The sequence below is a fragment of the Dyella sp. 2YAF14 genome (genome assembly GCF_052114725.1).
Classification (GTDB): Bacteria; Pseudomonadota; Gammaproteobacteria; order Xanthomonadales; family Rhodanobacteraceae; genus Dyella.
Genome location: NZ_JBFRFH010000001.1, coordinates 770,944 through 786,697, shown reverse-complemented (window position 1 = coordinate 786,697; position 15,754 = coordinate 770,944). Strand labels below are relative to the sequence as shown.

General features: G+C 64.2%; 15 protein-coding genes. 6 read left to right on the top strand and 9 right to left on the bottom strand.

Translation table 11 applies throughout. The annotated features are described in order from the left end of the window. Positions 1-18: 18 nt before the first annotated feature. The 5 genes from AB4Y82_RS03720 to miaB form a co-directional block, all read right to left on the bottom strand. A complete protein-coding gene (locus AB4Y82_RS03720) occupies positions 19-1,290 on the bottom strand; it encodes a hypothetical protein (protein ID WP_441602569.1) in 1,272 nt (423 codons plus the stop codon). A gap of 438 nt (positions 1,291-1,728) precedes the next feature. Continuing rightward, positions 1,729-2,199 carry an rRNA maturation RNase YbeY gene (gene ybeY / locus AB4Y82_RS03715; protein WP_441602570.1) on the bottom strand — a complete coding sequence of 157 codons (471 nt, stop codon included), beginning with the start codon at positions 2,197-2,199 and terminating at the stop codon, positions 1,729-1,731. Then, positions 2,196-3,179: a PhoH family protein gene (locus AB4Y82_RS03710; protein WP_441602571.1), complete on the bottom strand. Its 984-nt coding sequence runs from the start codon at positions 3,177-3,179 to the stop codon at positions 2,196-2,198. Before AB4Y82_RS03710 ends, ybeY begins: the two co-directional genes overlap by 4 nt. A 9-nt stretch (positions 3,180-3,188) precedes the next feature. After that, entirely contained in the window at positions 3,189-3,683 is a 495-nt protein-coding gene (locus tag AB4Y82_RS03705) for a GNAT family N-acetyltransferase (protein ID WP_121878238.1), read from the bottom strand. After that, positions 3,680-5,032, bottom strand: a complete 1,353-nt coding sequence (gene miaB, locus AB4Y82_RS03700) for a tRNA (N6-isopentenyl adenosine(37)-C2)-methylthiotransferase MiaB (RefSeq protein WP_441602572.1) — start codon at positions 5,030-5,032, stop codon at positions 3,680-3,682. Before miaB ends, AB4Y82_RS03705 begins: the two co-directional genes overlap by 4 nt. Before the next feature lie 311 nt (positions 5,033-5,343). On the opposite strand from miaB, the gene AB4Y82_RS03695 reads away from it, so the two are divergent. Then, a complete protein-coding gene (locus AB4Y82_RS03695) occupies positions 5,344-6,447 on the top strand; it encodes a transglycosylase SLT domain-containing protein (RefSeq protein ID WP_441611111.1) in 1,104 nt (367 codons plus the stop codon). Here the strand turns inward: AB4Y82_RS03695 and AB4Y82_RS03690 are convergent. After that, positions 6,433-7,620 carry a S1C family serine protease gene (locus AB4Y82_RS03690; protein ID WP_441602574.1) on the bottom strand — a complete coding sequence of 396 codons (1,188 nt, stop codon included), beginning with the start codon at positions 7,618-7,620 and terminating at the stop codon, positions 6,433-6,435. The two genes, AB4Y82_RS03695 and AB4Y82_RS03690, sit on opposite strands and share 15 nt — an antisense overlap. A 381-nt stretch (positions 7,621-8,001) precedes the next feature. On the opposite strand from AB4Y82_RS03690, the gene petA reads away from it, so the two are divergent. The 5 genes from petA to AB4Y82_RS03665 all read left to right on the top strand — a co-directional run bounded on the left by petA (position 8,002) and on the right by AB4Y82_RS03665 (position 11,987). Next, complete coding sequence (gene petA, locus AB4Y82_RS03685; RefSeq protein ID WP_121878244.1) at positions 8,002-8,607, top strand: ubiquinol-cytochrome c reductase iron-sulfur subunit; 606 nt, start codon at positions 8,002-8,004, stop codon at positions 8,605-8,607. Beyond that, positions 8,607-9,908, top strand: a complete 1,302-nt coding sequence (locus tag AB4Y82_RS03680) for a cytochrome b (RefSeq protein ID WP_441602575.1) — start codon at positions 8,607-8,609, stop codon at positions 9,906-9,908. The genes petA and AB4Y82_RS03680 overlap by 1 nt, the downstream gene beginning before the upstream one ends. 13 nt (positions 9,909-9,921) lie before the next feature. Continuing rightward, positions 9,922-10,650 (top strand): cytochrome c1, encoded by a 729-nt coding sequence (locus AB4Y82_RS03675; protein WP_441602695.1) that lies wholly within the window; start codon positions 9,922-9,924, stop codon positions 10,648-10,650. Between the two features lie 95 nt (positions 10,651-10,745). Beyond that, positions 10,746-11,369 (top strand): glutathione S-transferase N-terminal domain-containing protein, encoded by a 624-nt coding sequence (locus AB4Y82_RS03670; RefSeq protein WP_441611110.1) that lies wholly within the window; start codon positions 10,746-10,748, stop codon positions 11,367-11,369. Between the two features lie 168 nt (positions 11,370-11,537). Then, complete coding sequence (locus AB4Y82_RS03665) at positions 11,538-11,987, top strand: ClpXP protease specificity-enhancing factor (protein WP_441602577.1); 450 nt, start codon at positions 11,538-11,540, stop codon at positions 11,985-11,987. Between the two features lie 51 nt (positions 11,988-12,038). Here the strand turns inward: AB4Y82_RS03665 and AB4Y82_RS03660 are convergent, their stop codons facing one another. From AB4Y82_RS03660 to AB4Y82_RS03650, 3 genes are all read right to left on the bottom strand, one after another. Then, the gene (locus AB4Y82_RS03660) at positions 12,039-12,446 is read right to left on the bottom strand and encodes a DUF3301 domain-containing protein (protein ID WP_441602578.1); all 408 of its coding nucleotides are present in this window, start codon (positions 12,444-12,446) and stop codon (positions 12,039-12,041) included. A 117-nt stretch (positions 12,447-12,563) separates the two neighbouring features. Beyond that, positions 12,564-13,418, bottom strand: a complete 855-nt coding sequence (gene nadC / locus AB4Y82_RS03655) for a carboxylating nicotinate-nucleotide diphosphorylase (RefSeq protein WP_441602579.1) — start codon at positions 13,416-13,418, stop codon at positions 12,564-12,566. Further along, complete coding sequence (locus tag AB4Y82_RS03650; protein WP_441602580.1) at positions 13,415-15,709, bottom strand: DUF1631 domain-containing protein; 2,295 nt, start codon at positions 15,707-15,709, stop codon at positions 13,415-13,417. The genes nadC and AB4Y82_RS03650 overlap by 4 nt, the downstream gene beginning before the upstream one ends. Positions 15,710-15,754 lie beyond the last annotated feature (45 nt).

Here is a 15,754-nt window from a genome sequence, read left to right as displayed (position 1 = left end):
CGGCCTCCAAGGATGCGATCAGCGCAGGCTCGCCGTGACGCTGCGGCCCGGGGTGCACGCCGGTATGCCCGCATTGGCGCCGTCTTGCGTGTCCCACTGCGCGAGCGCGTAGACCGAGCCATCTTCGGCATACGGGAAGGGGGCGCTGTAGCCGTTCTGCAGCGCTTCGTTCGCGGTGGGCAGGATTTGCGAGATGTGCGCATCGTGTGATCGACCTGAAGGTTCGATCTGCACGCGCAATTTCGTGCCCACGTTCAGTCGTCCAGCCATCCGGGCCGGGAAGACGGCAACCACGTCGGTCTTGCTGCAATCGGAGGCGCGTACCAGCGTTGCTCCGGCCGTCACCTGAGTGCCGACGGGTGCCACGATGTCTTGCGCCGCACCGTTCCCGAAGGCTTTCACCGCGTAATCGGAGAGCGCTTGCACGCGATCCTGTTCGTGGTTGACCAGGTTGTTGAGGTCGCTCATCTGCTTGTTCAGCGCATCGAGCTGCGCCTGCTCACCCGTGATGCTGCTTTGCAGGTCGGCGCGCCGCTGCGAAAGCTGGGTCAGTTGGTCGTTGCTGCTCTGACCCGAAGCAACATAGATGCCCCGTTGTGCGGCGGCGATGCTGGCACCCATGCCGCTGGCGCTTTTGTCCAGTGCATCGGCTTCATTGCGGGCAGCGTCCGCCTCAGCGCGCGCCGCCGACACGGTGGCCGCGCTCACGGCGCCATCGCGCTGCAAGGTCATCGCACGCTGGTACTTGCTGTCCAACTCTTCCAGCTTGGCCGAGGCCGCATCCTGCTGCGCCTGCAGCGACGCAAAGTTGTTCTTGAGCTGCGACACGTTGGCGTTCTGATACTGGTCGTATTGGTGGTTGACGTACTCGAGCATGCGTTGATCCGCCTGGATGCGATGGTCGAGATCATCGAGCCGGCTCTGCAGATCGAGTCGCTGCGTCAGCAAAGTAGTCAGCGAATCGCGTGCCACGGTGTTGTTCTTGATGACGGCAATCGTCTGGCCCGGTTCGATCGGCTGCCCGATCTGTGCATGCAGTTCACTGACGGTGCCGCTGATGGGCGTGGTGATCAGCATGGCGGGGGCGTTGAGCACGGCGCGCGTGGCGCGGTTCGAAAGCCAGGGCTCGAGCAGCGTGGAGATCAACAGCCATGCGATGAAACCCAGCAGTCCATAGCCAGCCAGGCGTGGCACGATCGCGAGCGAGGACTTGCGTGTAGGTGCCAGTTCTCTGGATGGTGCAGTGGCGGTATGGGGAAAGCGTTCGGTGGGCAGGAGGTCGGTCTTCAAAACATTCGCCTTTGGCAAGTGACGTCACGCAGACGCCTGCACCCGTGCGCCGAAGCGGGGCGGTAATAGGCACATCTCGCGGAGATGGCGGCCAGTGAATTGAAGTCCGGAGGATGGGTGGCTTACGTGCCGCGACGTCGGATGACGTTTCCTCGTTGATGCGATGCGTCACTTACCGGACCCGGAAAGGAATAGTGCCTTGGCGATGAACCTCGCCTGTCTTCGACCGGGAAAACGCTCAGGAACAGTTAGATATCAGTTCAAAAAATGAATAGGCGTCACTCGCGCAGGACGCACGATTGACATCAAGCTGTCGCATTGCAGCAGCGTATGAGATGGATGGATGACAGCGATCAACCAGTTGCGCGCTGCTTTTCGCGTGCTGGTTTTGATGAGCGCGAGTTTGTAGCGCAAAAGCCTGCGAAGCGGATGGCGCCGTCAGTCGTCGACGGCGTAGGGATCGTCGATGCCGAGTCCTGCCAGGATGCGCGTTTCGAGCGCTTCCATCTGTTCGGCTTCCTGGTCGTCGATATGGTCGTAACCGATGAGATGAAGCACGCCATGCACCGTCATATGCGCCCAATGGTGGCGCGATGGTTTGCCTTGCTCCGCCGCCTCGCGCGCCACGACCGGTGCGCAGATCACCAGGTCGCCGATAAGCGGCAGGTTGACGCCGGGTGGAAGCTCCACCGGGAAGGACAGGACGTTGGTCGCGTAATCCTTGCCACGATAGTCGCGGTTGAGCGCGCGTCCTTCCTTGCTGTCCACGATGCGGATCGACAGTTCGGTGGCCTTGCGGCGCTTGGCGCCGCGCAGCGCAGCTTCGACCCATTGGCGAAAGCTTGCCGCCGCCGGCACGCCTTTGCGCGATGCGGCGTAGCCCACAGAAACGGTTACGGCAGCGCTCATCGCGGCGGCTCTTCGGACGTCTGCTCGAACGCCTCGTACGCACGCACGATCTTCGCCACCAGCGGGTGGCGCACCACGTCGCGCGAGGTGAAGAAGGTGAAGCTGATGCCGTCCACGCCGCGCAGCACTTCCACTGCGTGGCGCAGGCCCGAGCGCACATGGCGGGGCAGGTCGACCTGGCTCACATCGCCAGTGATCACCGCCACCGAGCCGAAGCCGATGCGCGTCAGGAACATCTTCATCTGCTCGACGGTGGTGTTCTGCGCTTCATCGAGAATGACGTACGAATCGTTGAGCGTACGGCCGCGCATATAGGCCAACGGCGCGATCTCGATCACGTTGCGCTCGATCAGCTTGGCGACTTTTTCGAAGCCCAGCATTTCGTACAGCGCGTCGTAGAGCGGTCGCAGGTACGGGTCGACTTTCTGCGAAAGATCGCCGGGCAGGAAGCCGAGCTTTTCACCCGCTTCCACCGCCGGGCGCACCAGCAACAGGCGCTGCACGCGATTGGCCTCGAGTGCTTCGACCGCGCTGGCGACGGCGAGATAGGTCTTGCCGGTACCGGCCGGGCCCACGCCGAAGCTGATGTCGTGGGTGGTGATCGCATGCAGGTAGCGCGCCTGGTTGGGGCCGCGGCCCTTGATCACACCGCGCTTCACCCGGATGGTGACTTCCTGCGCGCCGTCGGTATCGTTGACGATGGCTTCGATGCCCGAGTCGGCCAGCTGCAGATTGATCTTCGCGCCGTTCAGCGATTCGTTTTCGGTCGTGAGGTAAAGCGCTTGCAGCACTTTTTCCGCCGCGCGCGACGCGGCTTCCTCGCCGATCACCTGGAACAGCGCGCCGCGATGATTGATCTCCACGCCCAGGCGAAGCTCGATCTGGCGCAGATGCTCATCGAAGGGACCGCAGAGATTGGAGAGCCGTGCGTTGTCTTCCGGCTCGAGGGAAAAGTCGCGTTGATGGAGGCCGTTGGTCATCGGTATGCGTCAGAGAGGGCGGTGCATCACGTAGACATCGGTCGGGCCATGCGCGGCGTGGCGGAATGCGCCCGGCACCTGCCCAACGATGCGGAAGCCGTGGCGCTGCCATAGGCGCACCGCGGAGGTATTGGTTGAGACCACAAAGTTGAACTGCATCGCGGTGAAGCCCGCGTCGCGGGCCAGCGCCATCGAATGTTCGCACATGACCGAGGCGATGCCCTGGCCGCGCACGGCGGGTGACACCATGTAGCCGGCGTTGGCCACGTGGTCGCCCAGTCCCGGCTGGTTGGCGCGAAGCATGTAGCAACCCAGCACCAGTTTTTCGCGTTCGGCGATAAAGCAGCGCGTGGGCGGCGAAGTCCACCAGTCGCGCGCCTGTTCGAAGCTCAGGTCGGGCGGGTAACTGTAGGTGTCGCCCGCGGCCACCACGCTGCGGAACAGCGGCCAGACCAGGGTGAACTCGTCGGCGCCGATTTCCCGGATCGAGATGGGTGCCGTCACGAGGCCAGCGCGACGTCTTCTTCGGCCAGCTTCACGCGGCCGCGCAGCGAGTTGCTCATCGCCTCGGTGATCACCACGTCTACGAACTGGCCGATCATGCGGGTGCTGCCGGGGAAGTTCACGAAGCGCATGTTCTCGGTGCGGCCGGTGACTTCGTTGGCGCTCTTGCGGCTGACCTTTTCCACCAGCACGCGCTGCACCGTGCCCACCATCGCCTCGTTGATCTGACGCGCGTTGTCGTTGAGCTTGGCCTGCAGGCGCGTGAGGCGTGCATGCTTCTCATCTGCCGGGGTGTCGTCGGCAAGATTCGCGGCCGGCGTGCCGGGGCGGGAGGAGAAGATGAAGGAGAAGCTCTGGTCGAAGCCGACGTCCTCGATCAACTTCATGGTCTTCTCAAAATCCTCGGCCGTCTCGCCAGGGAAGCCGACAATGAAGTCCGACGAGACGCAGATATCCGGACGCACCGCGCGCAGCTTGCGGATCTTCTGCTTGAATTCCAGCGCCGTGTAGCCGCGCTTCATCGCTGTGAGGATGCGATCCGAACCGGCCTGCACGGGCAGGTGCAGGAAGTTGCACAGCTGCGGCACGTTGGCATACGCCTCGATCAGCGAGTCGGAGAACTCCAGTGGATGCGAGGTGGTGAAGCGGATGCGACCGATGCCTTCGATCTGCGCGATGGCGTGGATCAGCACGGCGAGGTCCGCGATACCGCCGTCATGGGTGGGGCCGCGGTACGCGTTGACGTTCTGGCCGAGCAGGTTCACTTCGCGCACGCCTTGCCCGGCGAGCTGGGCCACTTCCACCAGCACATCGTCGAACGGACGGCTGATTTCTTCGCCGCGGGTGTAGGGCACCACGCAGTACGAGCAGTACTTGGAACAGCCTTCCATGATCGACACGAAGGCGGTCGGGCCTTCGGCGCGCGGCTCGGGCAGGCGGTCGAACTTCTCGATTTCCGGGAAGCTGATGTCCACCTGCGGCTTGCCGGTGGCGCGCTGCGCCTCGATCAACTCCGGCAGGCGATGCAGGGTCTGCGGGCCGAACACCAGATCCACGTAAGGCGCGCGCTTGATGATGTCCTGACCTTCCTGCGATGCGACGCAGCCGCCCACGCCGATCAGCACGGGCTTGCCGCCTTGCTTGTGCTCCTTCCAGCGGCCGAGCTGGCTGAAGACCTTTTCCTGGGCCTTTTCGCGAATCGAGCAGGTATTGATCAGGATGACGTCCGCCTCGGCTTCATCCTGGGTCAGCTCCAGCCCGTGCGAGGCCTTGAGCACGTCGGCCATCTTGGCCGAGTCGTACTCGTTCATCTGGCAGCCGTGGGTCTTGATAAAAAGCTTGCCGGTCATGGGCTTGGGTACCGTGGTTCAGGAGGCGGCGCGAGGGTTGCCGAACCGCGTAGTTTACGCGTCAAAAGGCCCTGCCGCCACTGGAACGGGCGAGGCGGATCAAGCACTTGCGCGCCCGTGGGGCGACTGGAAACGGGTACTGACGCACGAATCGGCCGCGCAGCGCTTGGCGTGGAGGGCGGCGCGGTAGCACACTGCCGCCAAACCCCGCGCTGGCTAGCCGCACGGGGAGAAGATGAGGAAGGGGGAGTGATGTCGCTGCTTGACCGTGATGAGGCCGCCGCCAAGGCTGGACGGCCCGAGGGGAGTCCGTGAGCGGGCTGCCCTTGTCGCGGCTGGGCGCGGCGGCCCCTCGGCGGATCCTCGCTGGCTGCGCCTTGCTTGCAGGGCTGTTGGTGCTTTCGCTGCCGGGACATGCGGGCTCGCTCTACCGCTGCACCGGTTCGGCAGGCGAAACCGTCTTCAGCAGCAGCACGGCGGGCTATCAGGGCTGCAGCCGCATTGCTGGCGCACCCGATCCGGTGCGCAAGAAGCCAGCAGCACCCGCGCCTTCGCTGGCGACGGTCAAGGGTTCGGTGGAAAGCTCCGCGGGCAAAGTGCCGGCGGTGCCTGCGCCGCAGCCGCCTTCAGTAGCCTGGGTCGAGGATTCGGTGGAAACCACGGCGCGCGTCGTAACGGCCAAAGCGGCGCCGACAGGAAAGCCGGGTCAGTGGAGTTATAGCGAAGCCAGCCCGGCGCGCAGCGCCTCCACGCCCGACAAGCCCGTGGCCGCTGCAGATGCCGATGGCAGTCGCGTGCTGCGCGGTGCGGTCTATCGCGTCGTGCGCAAGGACGGCAGCGTGGAATACACCAACCTGCGGCCGGCGGGCGAGCAAGGTCACGCGGTGACGATGCTCTTCAGTTACATCGCCACCTGCGTGGCGTGCAATCTGCATTCGAATATCCGCTGGGATTCGGTGGCGCTAAATCTTGCGGCCTATAGCGACGTGATCAAACTGGCCAGTCAGGAGTCCGGCGTCAACGAGGCCTTCCTGCGCGCCATCATCCATGCCGAAAGCGCGTTCAATCCGCGCGCGCTCTCGATCAAGGGCGCCCAGGGCCTGATGCAGCTGATGCCCGGCACGGCCAATGACATGGGCGTGCGCGATGCCTTCGACACCGCGCAAAACATCCGCGGCGGCGCACGTTATCTCGGTTTGTTGTTGCGCACGTTCAACGGCAACGAGCGTCTGGCGGCTGCGGCATACAACGCTGGCCCTGGCGCCGTGCAGCGCTATAACGGCGTGCCGCCGTATGCGGAAACGCAGGTCTATGTCGAACGCGTGGGCACGCTGCGCAAACGCTATGGCTTGGCCATCCATCCGGGCGGTGGTCGATCGCCGGTGGCTGCGGCGGGGTTTTCAGCTATCCAGTGACGCCGTCGGCGTCGTGGGTGGACGCTGCGCAAGAATCACTTCGGTATGGAAGGGCGCGCCGTTGCGCAGGCCGGAGACTTCGACCTTGCTGCCTGGCTTGAGCGCAGCCTCATGCCTGCGCAGGTCGGCGGGATCGACGATGTCTTCCGAGCCGATTCGCAAAAGAATGTCGTGTGGCTGGATGCCGGCCGTCGCCGCCGGTCCGCCCGGATAGATATCGGTGACCTGCGCGCCGCGTGCCGCTGCCGGCAGGCCGCTGTCGGCGGCGACGGGGACAAAGGTGTAATCGGCACCCATCCAGCCGCGCACGACGTGTCCGCTGTCGATGATCTGATCGAGCACGCGCTTGGCGCTCGCTACCGGTATCGCAAAGCTGATGCCTTCGGCGTTGGCCGCCTTGCCGATCAGCAGGGTATTGATGCCGACCAGCTCGCCCTCGGTGTTGACCAGGGCGCCGCCGGAGTTGCCCAGATTGATGGCCGCGTCGGTCTGGATAAAGTCTTCGGGACTGGAGCTGCTCAGCTGGCGGCCGATGGCGCTGACGATGCCCATGGTCACCGTTTGATTGAGGCCCAATGGATTGCCGATGGCGAGCACGACGTCACCGGTGCGGGTGGGACGGTGGTCGGCAATATGGATCACCGGCAGGTTGCCGGCGTCGATTCGCAGCACCGCAAGATCTGTCTCCACATCGGCGCCCACCACCGTGGCCTTGGCCACGCGTCCGTCGTACAGCAGCACCTGGATGTCGTCGGCGTTGGCGATCACATGGTTGTTGGTCAGCACATAACCCTGCAGCACGATCACGCCCGAGCCCAGGCTCTGCTCGCGTCGCTTGTAGGCAGGACCAGTCGGACGGCCGCCGAACAGTCGCTGCAGCACCGGGTCGGTATACATCTGCACCGCTTGCTCGGTGACCATCTTGTTGGCGTAGATGTTTACGACCGAGGGTGCCGCCTTGGCGACGGCGTCCGCGTAGGAGATCGGGCCGCCGGTGTGCGCAGGCGTCGATGAGGTACTGATCGACTCGGTGGTCGGCGTCGGCGCGACCCCGAAGCGTTCCCGCAGGCGATGGCCGACATCAGGCCAGGCGAGGCTGATGACGAACGCAGCCGCCAGCCCGAGCACCACGAAGCGGGCGATGAATGCGAGCGTGCCAGCGGCATGTTTCATGTCGTAATGCGTTTCACGGCAAGGCGTTAGAGAGGGGTGCGCGCATGTGTCGCAGGCGAGGCTATTTTATTGTACGAGTCATGCCCTGACGCTACACTAACGCGATTTTGCGGGAGCCTGAATCTACTGGCGCTTGCGAAGCGGGTCGTCCCGGGGTTTCCCGGTGCGCTTAGGTCCCGACAACGGAAGGCCTGTAGCTCTCGCTGCATGCTCATCGTGCTGGTGCCGCGCGTGCCTGCTGTTCTCTAAGGGGGAGTCTTAGGGGTTTTTCTCTGCACAGCAAGGTAGTCTCCTGCTGTCGGATTGATCGACGCGCTTGGCAAGCACCTGTGGAACATCTAAGTTCCGCGTCTCAATGGCATGTAAGTACCGGAGAGCCTGATGGCGAACGAAGTCGTCGATCACGGCCGCCGCCGCTTCCTCACAGCGACCACGGCAGTGGTTGGTGGTGTGGGAGTAGTTACGGCAGTCGTGCCCTTCATCAAGTCGTGGGAACCCAGTGCGCGGGCTAAATCCGCAGGTGCGCCGGTCACGATCGACATCAGCAAGATCGAAGAGGGCCAACGGGTAACCTACCCCTGGCGCGGTCTGCCGGTGTTTGTAGTCAACCGCACCAAGGCGCAGCTCGATGCGCTGCCCAGCCAGGATTCCCGCCTCGTCGACGCCAAGTCCGACAGCGGTTCGGCCGAGCAGCAGCCCAAGTACGCACAGAACGAAGCACGCTCCATCAAGCCCGAGTGGCTGGTGCTGGTGGGTCTGTGCACGCACCTGGGTTGCGTCCCCGACTTCGTGCCGGTGATGAAGCCCGAGCCGTTCGATCCGGATTGGAAGGGTGGCTTCTACTGCCCCTGCCACAAGTCACGCTATGACATGTCCGGTCGCGTCTACCAGGGCGTGCCCGCACCGAAGAACCTGCTGGTGCCGCCGTACCATTTCATGGACGACACGCACATCCAGATTGGCGTGGATCCGAAGGAGGCCGGCTAATGGCCAACGTATTCACGCGAGTCGGCGATTGGGTCAATGAGCGGGCACCTGGCTTGATGCCGGTCTACCGCAAGCACATGACCGAGTATTACGCGCCGAAGAATTTCAACTTCTGGTACTACTTCGGCGTGCTGGCGCTGCTGGTGTTCGTCAACCAGATCGTCACCGGCATCTTCCTCACCATGAACTACAAGACGAGTGCGGCGGAAGCCTTCAACTCGGTCGAGTACATCATGCGTGACGTGGAGTGGGGCTGGCTGATCCGCTACATGCACTCCACCGGCGCTTCGCTGTTCTTCGTGGTGGTGTTCCTGCACATGTTCCGCGGCCTGATGTACGGCTCGTACCAGAAGCCGCGCGAGCTGGTGTGGCTGCTGGGCATGCTGGTGTTCCTTTCGCTGATGGCCGAAGCCTTCATGGGCTACGTGCTGCCGTGGGGCAACATGTCGTTCTGGGGCGCCAAGGTGATCATCTCCCTGTTCGGCACGGTGCCCGTGATTGGCAGCAGCCTGGTCGAATGGATCATGGGTGACTACCTTCCGGCCGACGCCACGCTCAACCGCTTCTTCGCCCTGCATGTGATCGCGCTGCCGCTGGTGCTGCTGTTGCTGGTGGTACTGCACATTTTCGCGCTGCACGAAGTGGGTTCGAACAACCCCGACGGCGTCGACATCAAGCACGGCGCCAAGGGCAACCGCTGGGACCCGAACAAGCCGGCCGACGGCATTCCGTTCCATCCGTACTACACCGTGCACGACCTGGTGGCGGTGGGCTTCTTTGTGTTGATCGCGGCGTTCATCATCTTCTTTGCGCCGACCTTTGGTGGTTGGTTCCTGGAGCATGACAACTTCATTCCGGCGAACAACCTGGTCACCCCGACTCACATCAAGCCGTCGTGGTACTTCACCCCGTTCTACGCGATCCTGCGCATGATCCCGTCGTTCTTCGGCACGGCGTTCTGGGGTGTGCTGGGCATGTTCGGCGCGATCGCCCTGCTGTTCGTGCTGCCGTGGATCGACGCCGGCAAGGTGCGCTCCATCCGTTATCGCGGCACCGGTTTCAAGGTGGCCTTGATGACCTTCGCCGCGTCGTTCATCGGCCTGGCCCTGGTGGGTGCGGGCGTGGTCGGCGAGCTGACCACGGAGTGGGTGCCTGCGGACGCGACGTTCTGGGAGAACGCGTTCGGTCGCTTCATGACCGTCCTCTACTTCGGCTACTTCGTGTTCCTCTGGTGCTACACGCATCTCGGCTGGGAAAAGACCAAGCCGGTTCCGGAGCGGGTGGTGTTTGACCATGAATAAGCGGCAGCCCTCGATGAAGAAAATCATTTCCACGGTTGCGCTCACCGTTGGCTTGCTGGTCGGCACCAATGTCGCCATGGCGCAGGAAGAGGGCGGTCTGCCTTCGGCCGGCACCAACGTGCACGACCAGGCCTCGCTGCAACGCGGCGCCAAGCTGTTCTTCAACTACTGCGTGGGTTGCCACTCGCTGAAGTACGTGCGCTATTCGCGCATCGCCGAAGACCTGGGCCTGTCCGAAGACGAGGTGATGAAGAACCTCAACTTCACCGGCGCCAAGTTCGGCGACCCAGTGATCTCGCACATGCCGGAGGATTCGGCCCAGCAGTTCTTTGGCAAGGCACCGCCGGACCTGTCGCTGGAAGTGCGCGCCAAGACGGCTGATTGGGTCTACGGTTACCTCAACTCCTTCTACCTCGATCCGACCCGTCCGGTGGGTTGGAACAACACGGTGTTCCCGAATGCTTCCATGCCGTTCCCGCTGTGGGAATTGCAGGGCATCCAGACGGCCGTGAAGAAGGAAGGCAGCGACGATGTGGAGAAGCTCGAGCTCTCCCAGCCGGGCAAGCTCACGCCGGCGCAGTACCAGCAGGCTTCCCGTGACCTGACCAACTTCCTGGAGTACGCCGCCGAACCGGCCGCCCTCCAGCGTCAGCGCTACGGCATCTGGGTGCTGCTGTTCCTGGCGGGCTTCACTTTCCTGGCATATCTGCTAAAGAAGGAGTACTGGAAGGACGTCCACTAAGACGTCACCTTCCGGAGCCTACGGTACGGCGGCCTGCGACCCATTGATGGGTGCCGGGGCCGCCGTACTTGGATAAGCCGATGGGGAGATCGCGCATGGTCCAAAGCGCTCGTTCGCGTACCGCACTCGCCCTTTACACCACCGCAGATGGCATCCAGTGCCACCGGACGCGTCTCGTGCTCGCCGCCAAAGGCGTGAGCTACGACAGGGTGATCGTCGACCCCGCCAAGCCGCCGGAAGACCTGCTCGACCTCAACCCCTACGGCACCACGCCGACCCTGGTTGATCGCGACCTGACCCTCTACAACACGGCGGTCGTCTGCGAATACCTGGACGAACGCTATCCCCATCCGCCGCTGATGCCGATCGACCCGTTATCCAGGGCGCGTCTGCGTCTGGCCAATGTGCGGATCGAGCTGGATTGGCTGCCCGAAGTGGACCTGATCAGGGCAGGCGGCCGTCCAGCCGATGCGGCCCGCAAGCGGCTGCGGGAGCACTTGCTGTCAGCGCTGCCTCTGTTCAAGGCATCCCGGTTCTTCCTGAACCCGGAAATGAGCCTCACCGATTGCCTGGTGGCCCCGGTGGTCTGGCGCCTGCCCTGGCTGGGGGTGGACCTGGGACGGGAGGGCAAGCCCATCCTCGACTATGGCGAGCGCTTGTTCGCGAGCCAGGGCTACGCCCGCAGCATGACCCCCGAAGAGAAGGCCATGCGCCCCTGAGGTTCAGGCGGCAGGCCTTGATGGGCCTGCCTGGCCGCCCCGGCGGCGTTTGGGCGCGCTGGACGGCGCCACTGCGACAACTCGCCTCGGCTTCGCATTACACTGCCACGATCCACTTGGCGCGCCCTGGGCTTATCCCGTGAGGCGGCGCCCTCCATAGGTTTTTGCATGACCGACGACAAGCTCCCGCCGATGTCCTCCAATCGTCCTTACTTGCTGAGGGCGATCTACGACTGGATCACCGACAATAATCTGACCCCTTATGTCCTGGTCGATGCCGGGCGGGAAGGGGTGCGGGTGCCTCCGCAGGTCATCAAGAACGGACAGGTCGTGTTGAACCTGGCCATGCGTGCCGTGGCCAGCCTGGACCTGGGCAACGACTGGATCAGCTTTCAGGCGCGCTTCTCCGGCGTCAGCCACAACATCCATATTCCGATTCAGGCCGTGCTGGCGCTGTACGCGCAGGAAAACGGGCAGGGCATGATGTTCCCGGCCGAAGAAGGTGGCGATCAGCCGCCGCCGTCCTCGCCCGATCCCGACGACACCCCGCCGACGCCCGAGGGCGAGGCAGGCGAGAAGCCCAAGCGCAGCGCGCCGTTCCTGCGAGTGGTGAAGTAAGCCGCGTTGCCGTCGCGCCGGCTGGCCCGGCGCGATCGGGCCATCAAGGCCTCAGTGCAGCTGGTTGTCTTTGCGTAGCCGCGGGCGCAGCGGCACCACATTGTCGTGCGCCGGCGGCGGCACATGTTCGGAAAGCAGGCCGGGCAGATGACTCTGGATGGTCGGCAGGCTGACGCCGCTCAACGTATGTCCGATCAGCCACAGCTTGCCGGGTTCGCGGTCGTTGCCGTCGATGCTCACTTCAAAGGTGTAGCAACGCTCAAGCATCAGCTGGCCGTGCTGGCGCAGCAGGCGGGCGCCGCGCAGGCCCACGCTTTCATCGAGCAACTGCAGGCCATGCTGGCGACATTGCTGGCGGGCTTCCTGCGTGGCCTGTTCGCGGCCGCGGGCGAGCTTGAGCCACAAGCCGATGATGGCCAGCAGCAGGACTAACAGGATCAGGTCGGAAAGCTCACTCATGTGGCGAGAGTGTAGGCGTCGCGCGTGGCTTGCAAGGGGCGCGGTGTGAAAGTCGCCTGCTGCTCGTCATTCCGGCGCAGGCCGCCATGACTGGCGAAGGGCGCGCTTGGGCGCGACTCAGTCGAGCTTCAAGCGCAGCGACAAATCCACCGCCCGCACATGCTTGGTCAGCGCACCCACCGAGATGAAATCCACGCCGGTGCTCGCGTACTCGCCAATGGTCGACAGATCCACGTTGCCGGAAATCTCCAGCTCTGCACGGCCCTTGGCCAGGGTCACGGCTTCGCGCATCAGCGGCAGGGTGAAGTTGTCCAGCATGATGCGATCGGCGCCGGCGTCCAGGGCCTGCTGCAGTTCGTCGAGATTTTCCACTTCGATTTCCAGCAACAGCCTGGGATGCAGTCGACGCGCCGCTTCGGCGGCGGCCTTGATGCTGCCCGCAGCGATGATGTGGTTTTCCTTCACCAGGATGGCGTCATACAAACCCACCCGATGGTTGTGCCCGCCGCCGCAGCGCACCGCGTACTTCTGCGCCAATCGAAGACCGGGAACCGTCTTGCGCGTATCCAGCACGCGCACGCCAGTACCCGCCACGGCGGCCACGTGCGCGGCGGTCGAGGTGGCGGTGCCAGATAGCAGCTGCAGGAAATTCAGGGCCGAACGCTCAGCCGTGACCAGGGCACGCGCGTTGCCACGCAGGCGGCAGATCACCGAGCCCGCGGCGACACGGTCGCCATCGCGCACGGTCCATTCGATCTGCACCTGCGGATCGAGCTGGCGGAAACAGGCGTTGAACCAGTCGGTGCCGGCCACCACCGCGTCTTCGCGGCAGGTCAGCGCAGCGCTGGCGGTGGCGTCTGCAGGCAGCAGCCCGGCGGTGGCGTCACCCGTGCCGATATCTTCGGCGAACGCGCGTTCGACATCCGCCTGGATCAGGTCGGACGACGGTGGAACAAGTTGTACTGAAGTCATTCGGTCGGTGCTTGGGACGTGGCCGGTTGGCTGAGGCGACCGACGATGGCATCCAGCGCGCGGTCGAACAGAGCGGTGGATTCAAGCACGCGCGCCGTGCCGCTGGCGAGTGCCTGGGCCAGTTCGTGCGGCGAGTAATCGGCCACCTTGAGGCCGCGGCGGTTCACGAACAGGTAGCGGCCGCTCATCGGGCTGATCCACGAGAGCTTGGCGCGCTCGATGGTGTCCGGACCCGTCACGAACTCCAGCCAGGTGCCGGGCTTGAGCTCGGAGACCAACAGCATCTCCGGCGTGTCGAGCACCGGCTCCTGCACGGGTTCGGTGCGGTCAAGTTCCGCTTCGGACTCGGCAATCGGCTGGATGCTTTCGGGGATGGGCAGGGTGGTGGATTCCTCCACCGCATGCACCTCGGCCTCCGGCACGGCTTCGCCGAGTTGGTGGCGGTAATAGGTGTGCAGCTGGGCCAGCAGGCGATCGATGTCGCTTTCCTGGAACGCCACGTTGCCCAGGCCGCGGCGCAGGGCGCGCTCGATGCCCGGCAGCATCTGGCGCAGCGCGCGGCGCTCGTCGAGCGTGCGGGCCGGCTTGGTGCTGTCGATGAAGTCGTTGGCAAAACGCAGCGCGTCGCGGAACTCGCTCGATTCCTCGCCCTGGCGGAGAATGGTGAGCACCAGGTAGTTCGCCCAGGCGCGCGACAGGATGCCGTGGATCAGCGGCGGAAGGTTATGGCCTTCTATACGGCTGAGGATCTCGCGGGCGGCACGGCGGCGTGCCTGCTCGAGCTTCTCGCGGCCACGGGTGGACTCGGCCACGCGCTGCTCGGCCAGTTCGGCACGGCGGCGGCTGATGTCCTGGAATTCCTGCAGCTCGGCGCACAGGCGCTCGAAGATGGTCATGTCATCGTCGAAGTCCTGCAGCAGGCGGTCGACGATGGATTTGATCTTGTCGTGCAGGCGGTGATCGCGATCGGATTCCGCCGACCAGCCCTTGGCGGCGTCGGCCAGGTTGTCGAGCAGCCGGCGTGCCGGATGCTGGCGATGCGCGAACAGCTTGCGGTCGAGGATGGCGGCCTTCAGATACGGAATCTGCAGGCGCGCCAGCAATACCTGCATCTCGGTCGGCAGGTTGCGGTCTTCGAGGATGAACTCGAACAGCATGCCGACCAGATCAATGGTGTCCTCGTCGATGGTTGACACCTGGCTCGGCTTTTCGCCGCGCAGGGAGCCGATCTGGGCGAGCAGGTGTTCCTTCAGCTGTTGCACTTCGCCAGCCAGCTCCACCGCGTTGCTGGTGCTCAGTGGCATGTGCTGGTTGATGGCGGCCTGGCTCTGCAGCACGCTCAGCGCACCGATCAGCTCGTTGGCGCTGGGCATCTGCATGGCGCCGGCAGACATCGGCATGGCGCCCGCAACAGGCGCCGGACGGCGTGCACTGAACAGCGTGCGCAGCGTCTGGATCAATTCGTTGGAGGCGTTGCCCGTCTCGTCTTCGCCGAGGAAGGTGCCTTCGGTCTGCTCGGCAGCGACCGCATTGCCCGCGGGTGCGGCCGTACCGGCTGCGCGGGCAGCGCCGCCAGCACGCGGGATCTCGTGGCGCAGCTGCGGCAGCACGCCGGCACGCACCAGTTCGGCGTTGATCTCCTGGTATAGCTCATCCAGCGAGGCCAGCACGTAACGGTCGAACAGCTTGTAGATGATCAGCTTGACGCGCATCTCGGCGCTGAGCTCGCGCATCGCCTGGCGGAACGCCTGCGACAGTGCGGCCGGCCCCACCGGATTGGTGGCGTCGTCGATCTTGATGCCGCCATAGATGACGGACAGGCGCTGGTTCACGGCGAACAGATCGCGCGTCAGGCGCGTCTCGTTCTTGCCGATCATGCTGGTGATGGCCAGCGATTCTTCCAGTTCGTTGTCGGCCACCAGCGACAGTTCCACCGAACCCACCGGCAACGACACGCCATTGCTGTTGCCGGCGTTGTTGCGATAGCTCGAGGCGAAATCGGTCAGCTCGCGCGAGATCTGCGCCAGGAAGCTGCGCTCCACCATCGGACGGCGCTTGCGCACTTCGCGCATGCCGTCGAAGTAGTGCATCTGGGCGGCGTTGTTCTCGGCTTTTTCGGCCAGATCGAACAGCGCATCGTCGACATGCTCGAACATGCCGTTGATCAAGATCTGCAGGCGGCGGCCCGCAATGTCCCGGACGGTGTTCAAGAGGGCGCCTCCGCGCTCGCTGGACGGGTCCAGGCGCTGGGTCAGGCTGACGATATTGGATGATTCACTGGCGTCTTTCATCGCCTTTCACCCCCTGAAAGTGATGCCGACGTGCTCACAGCCACA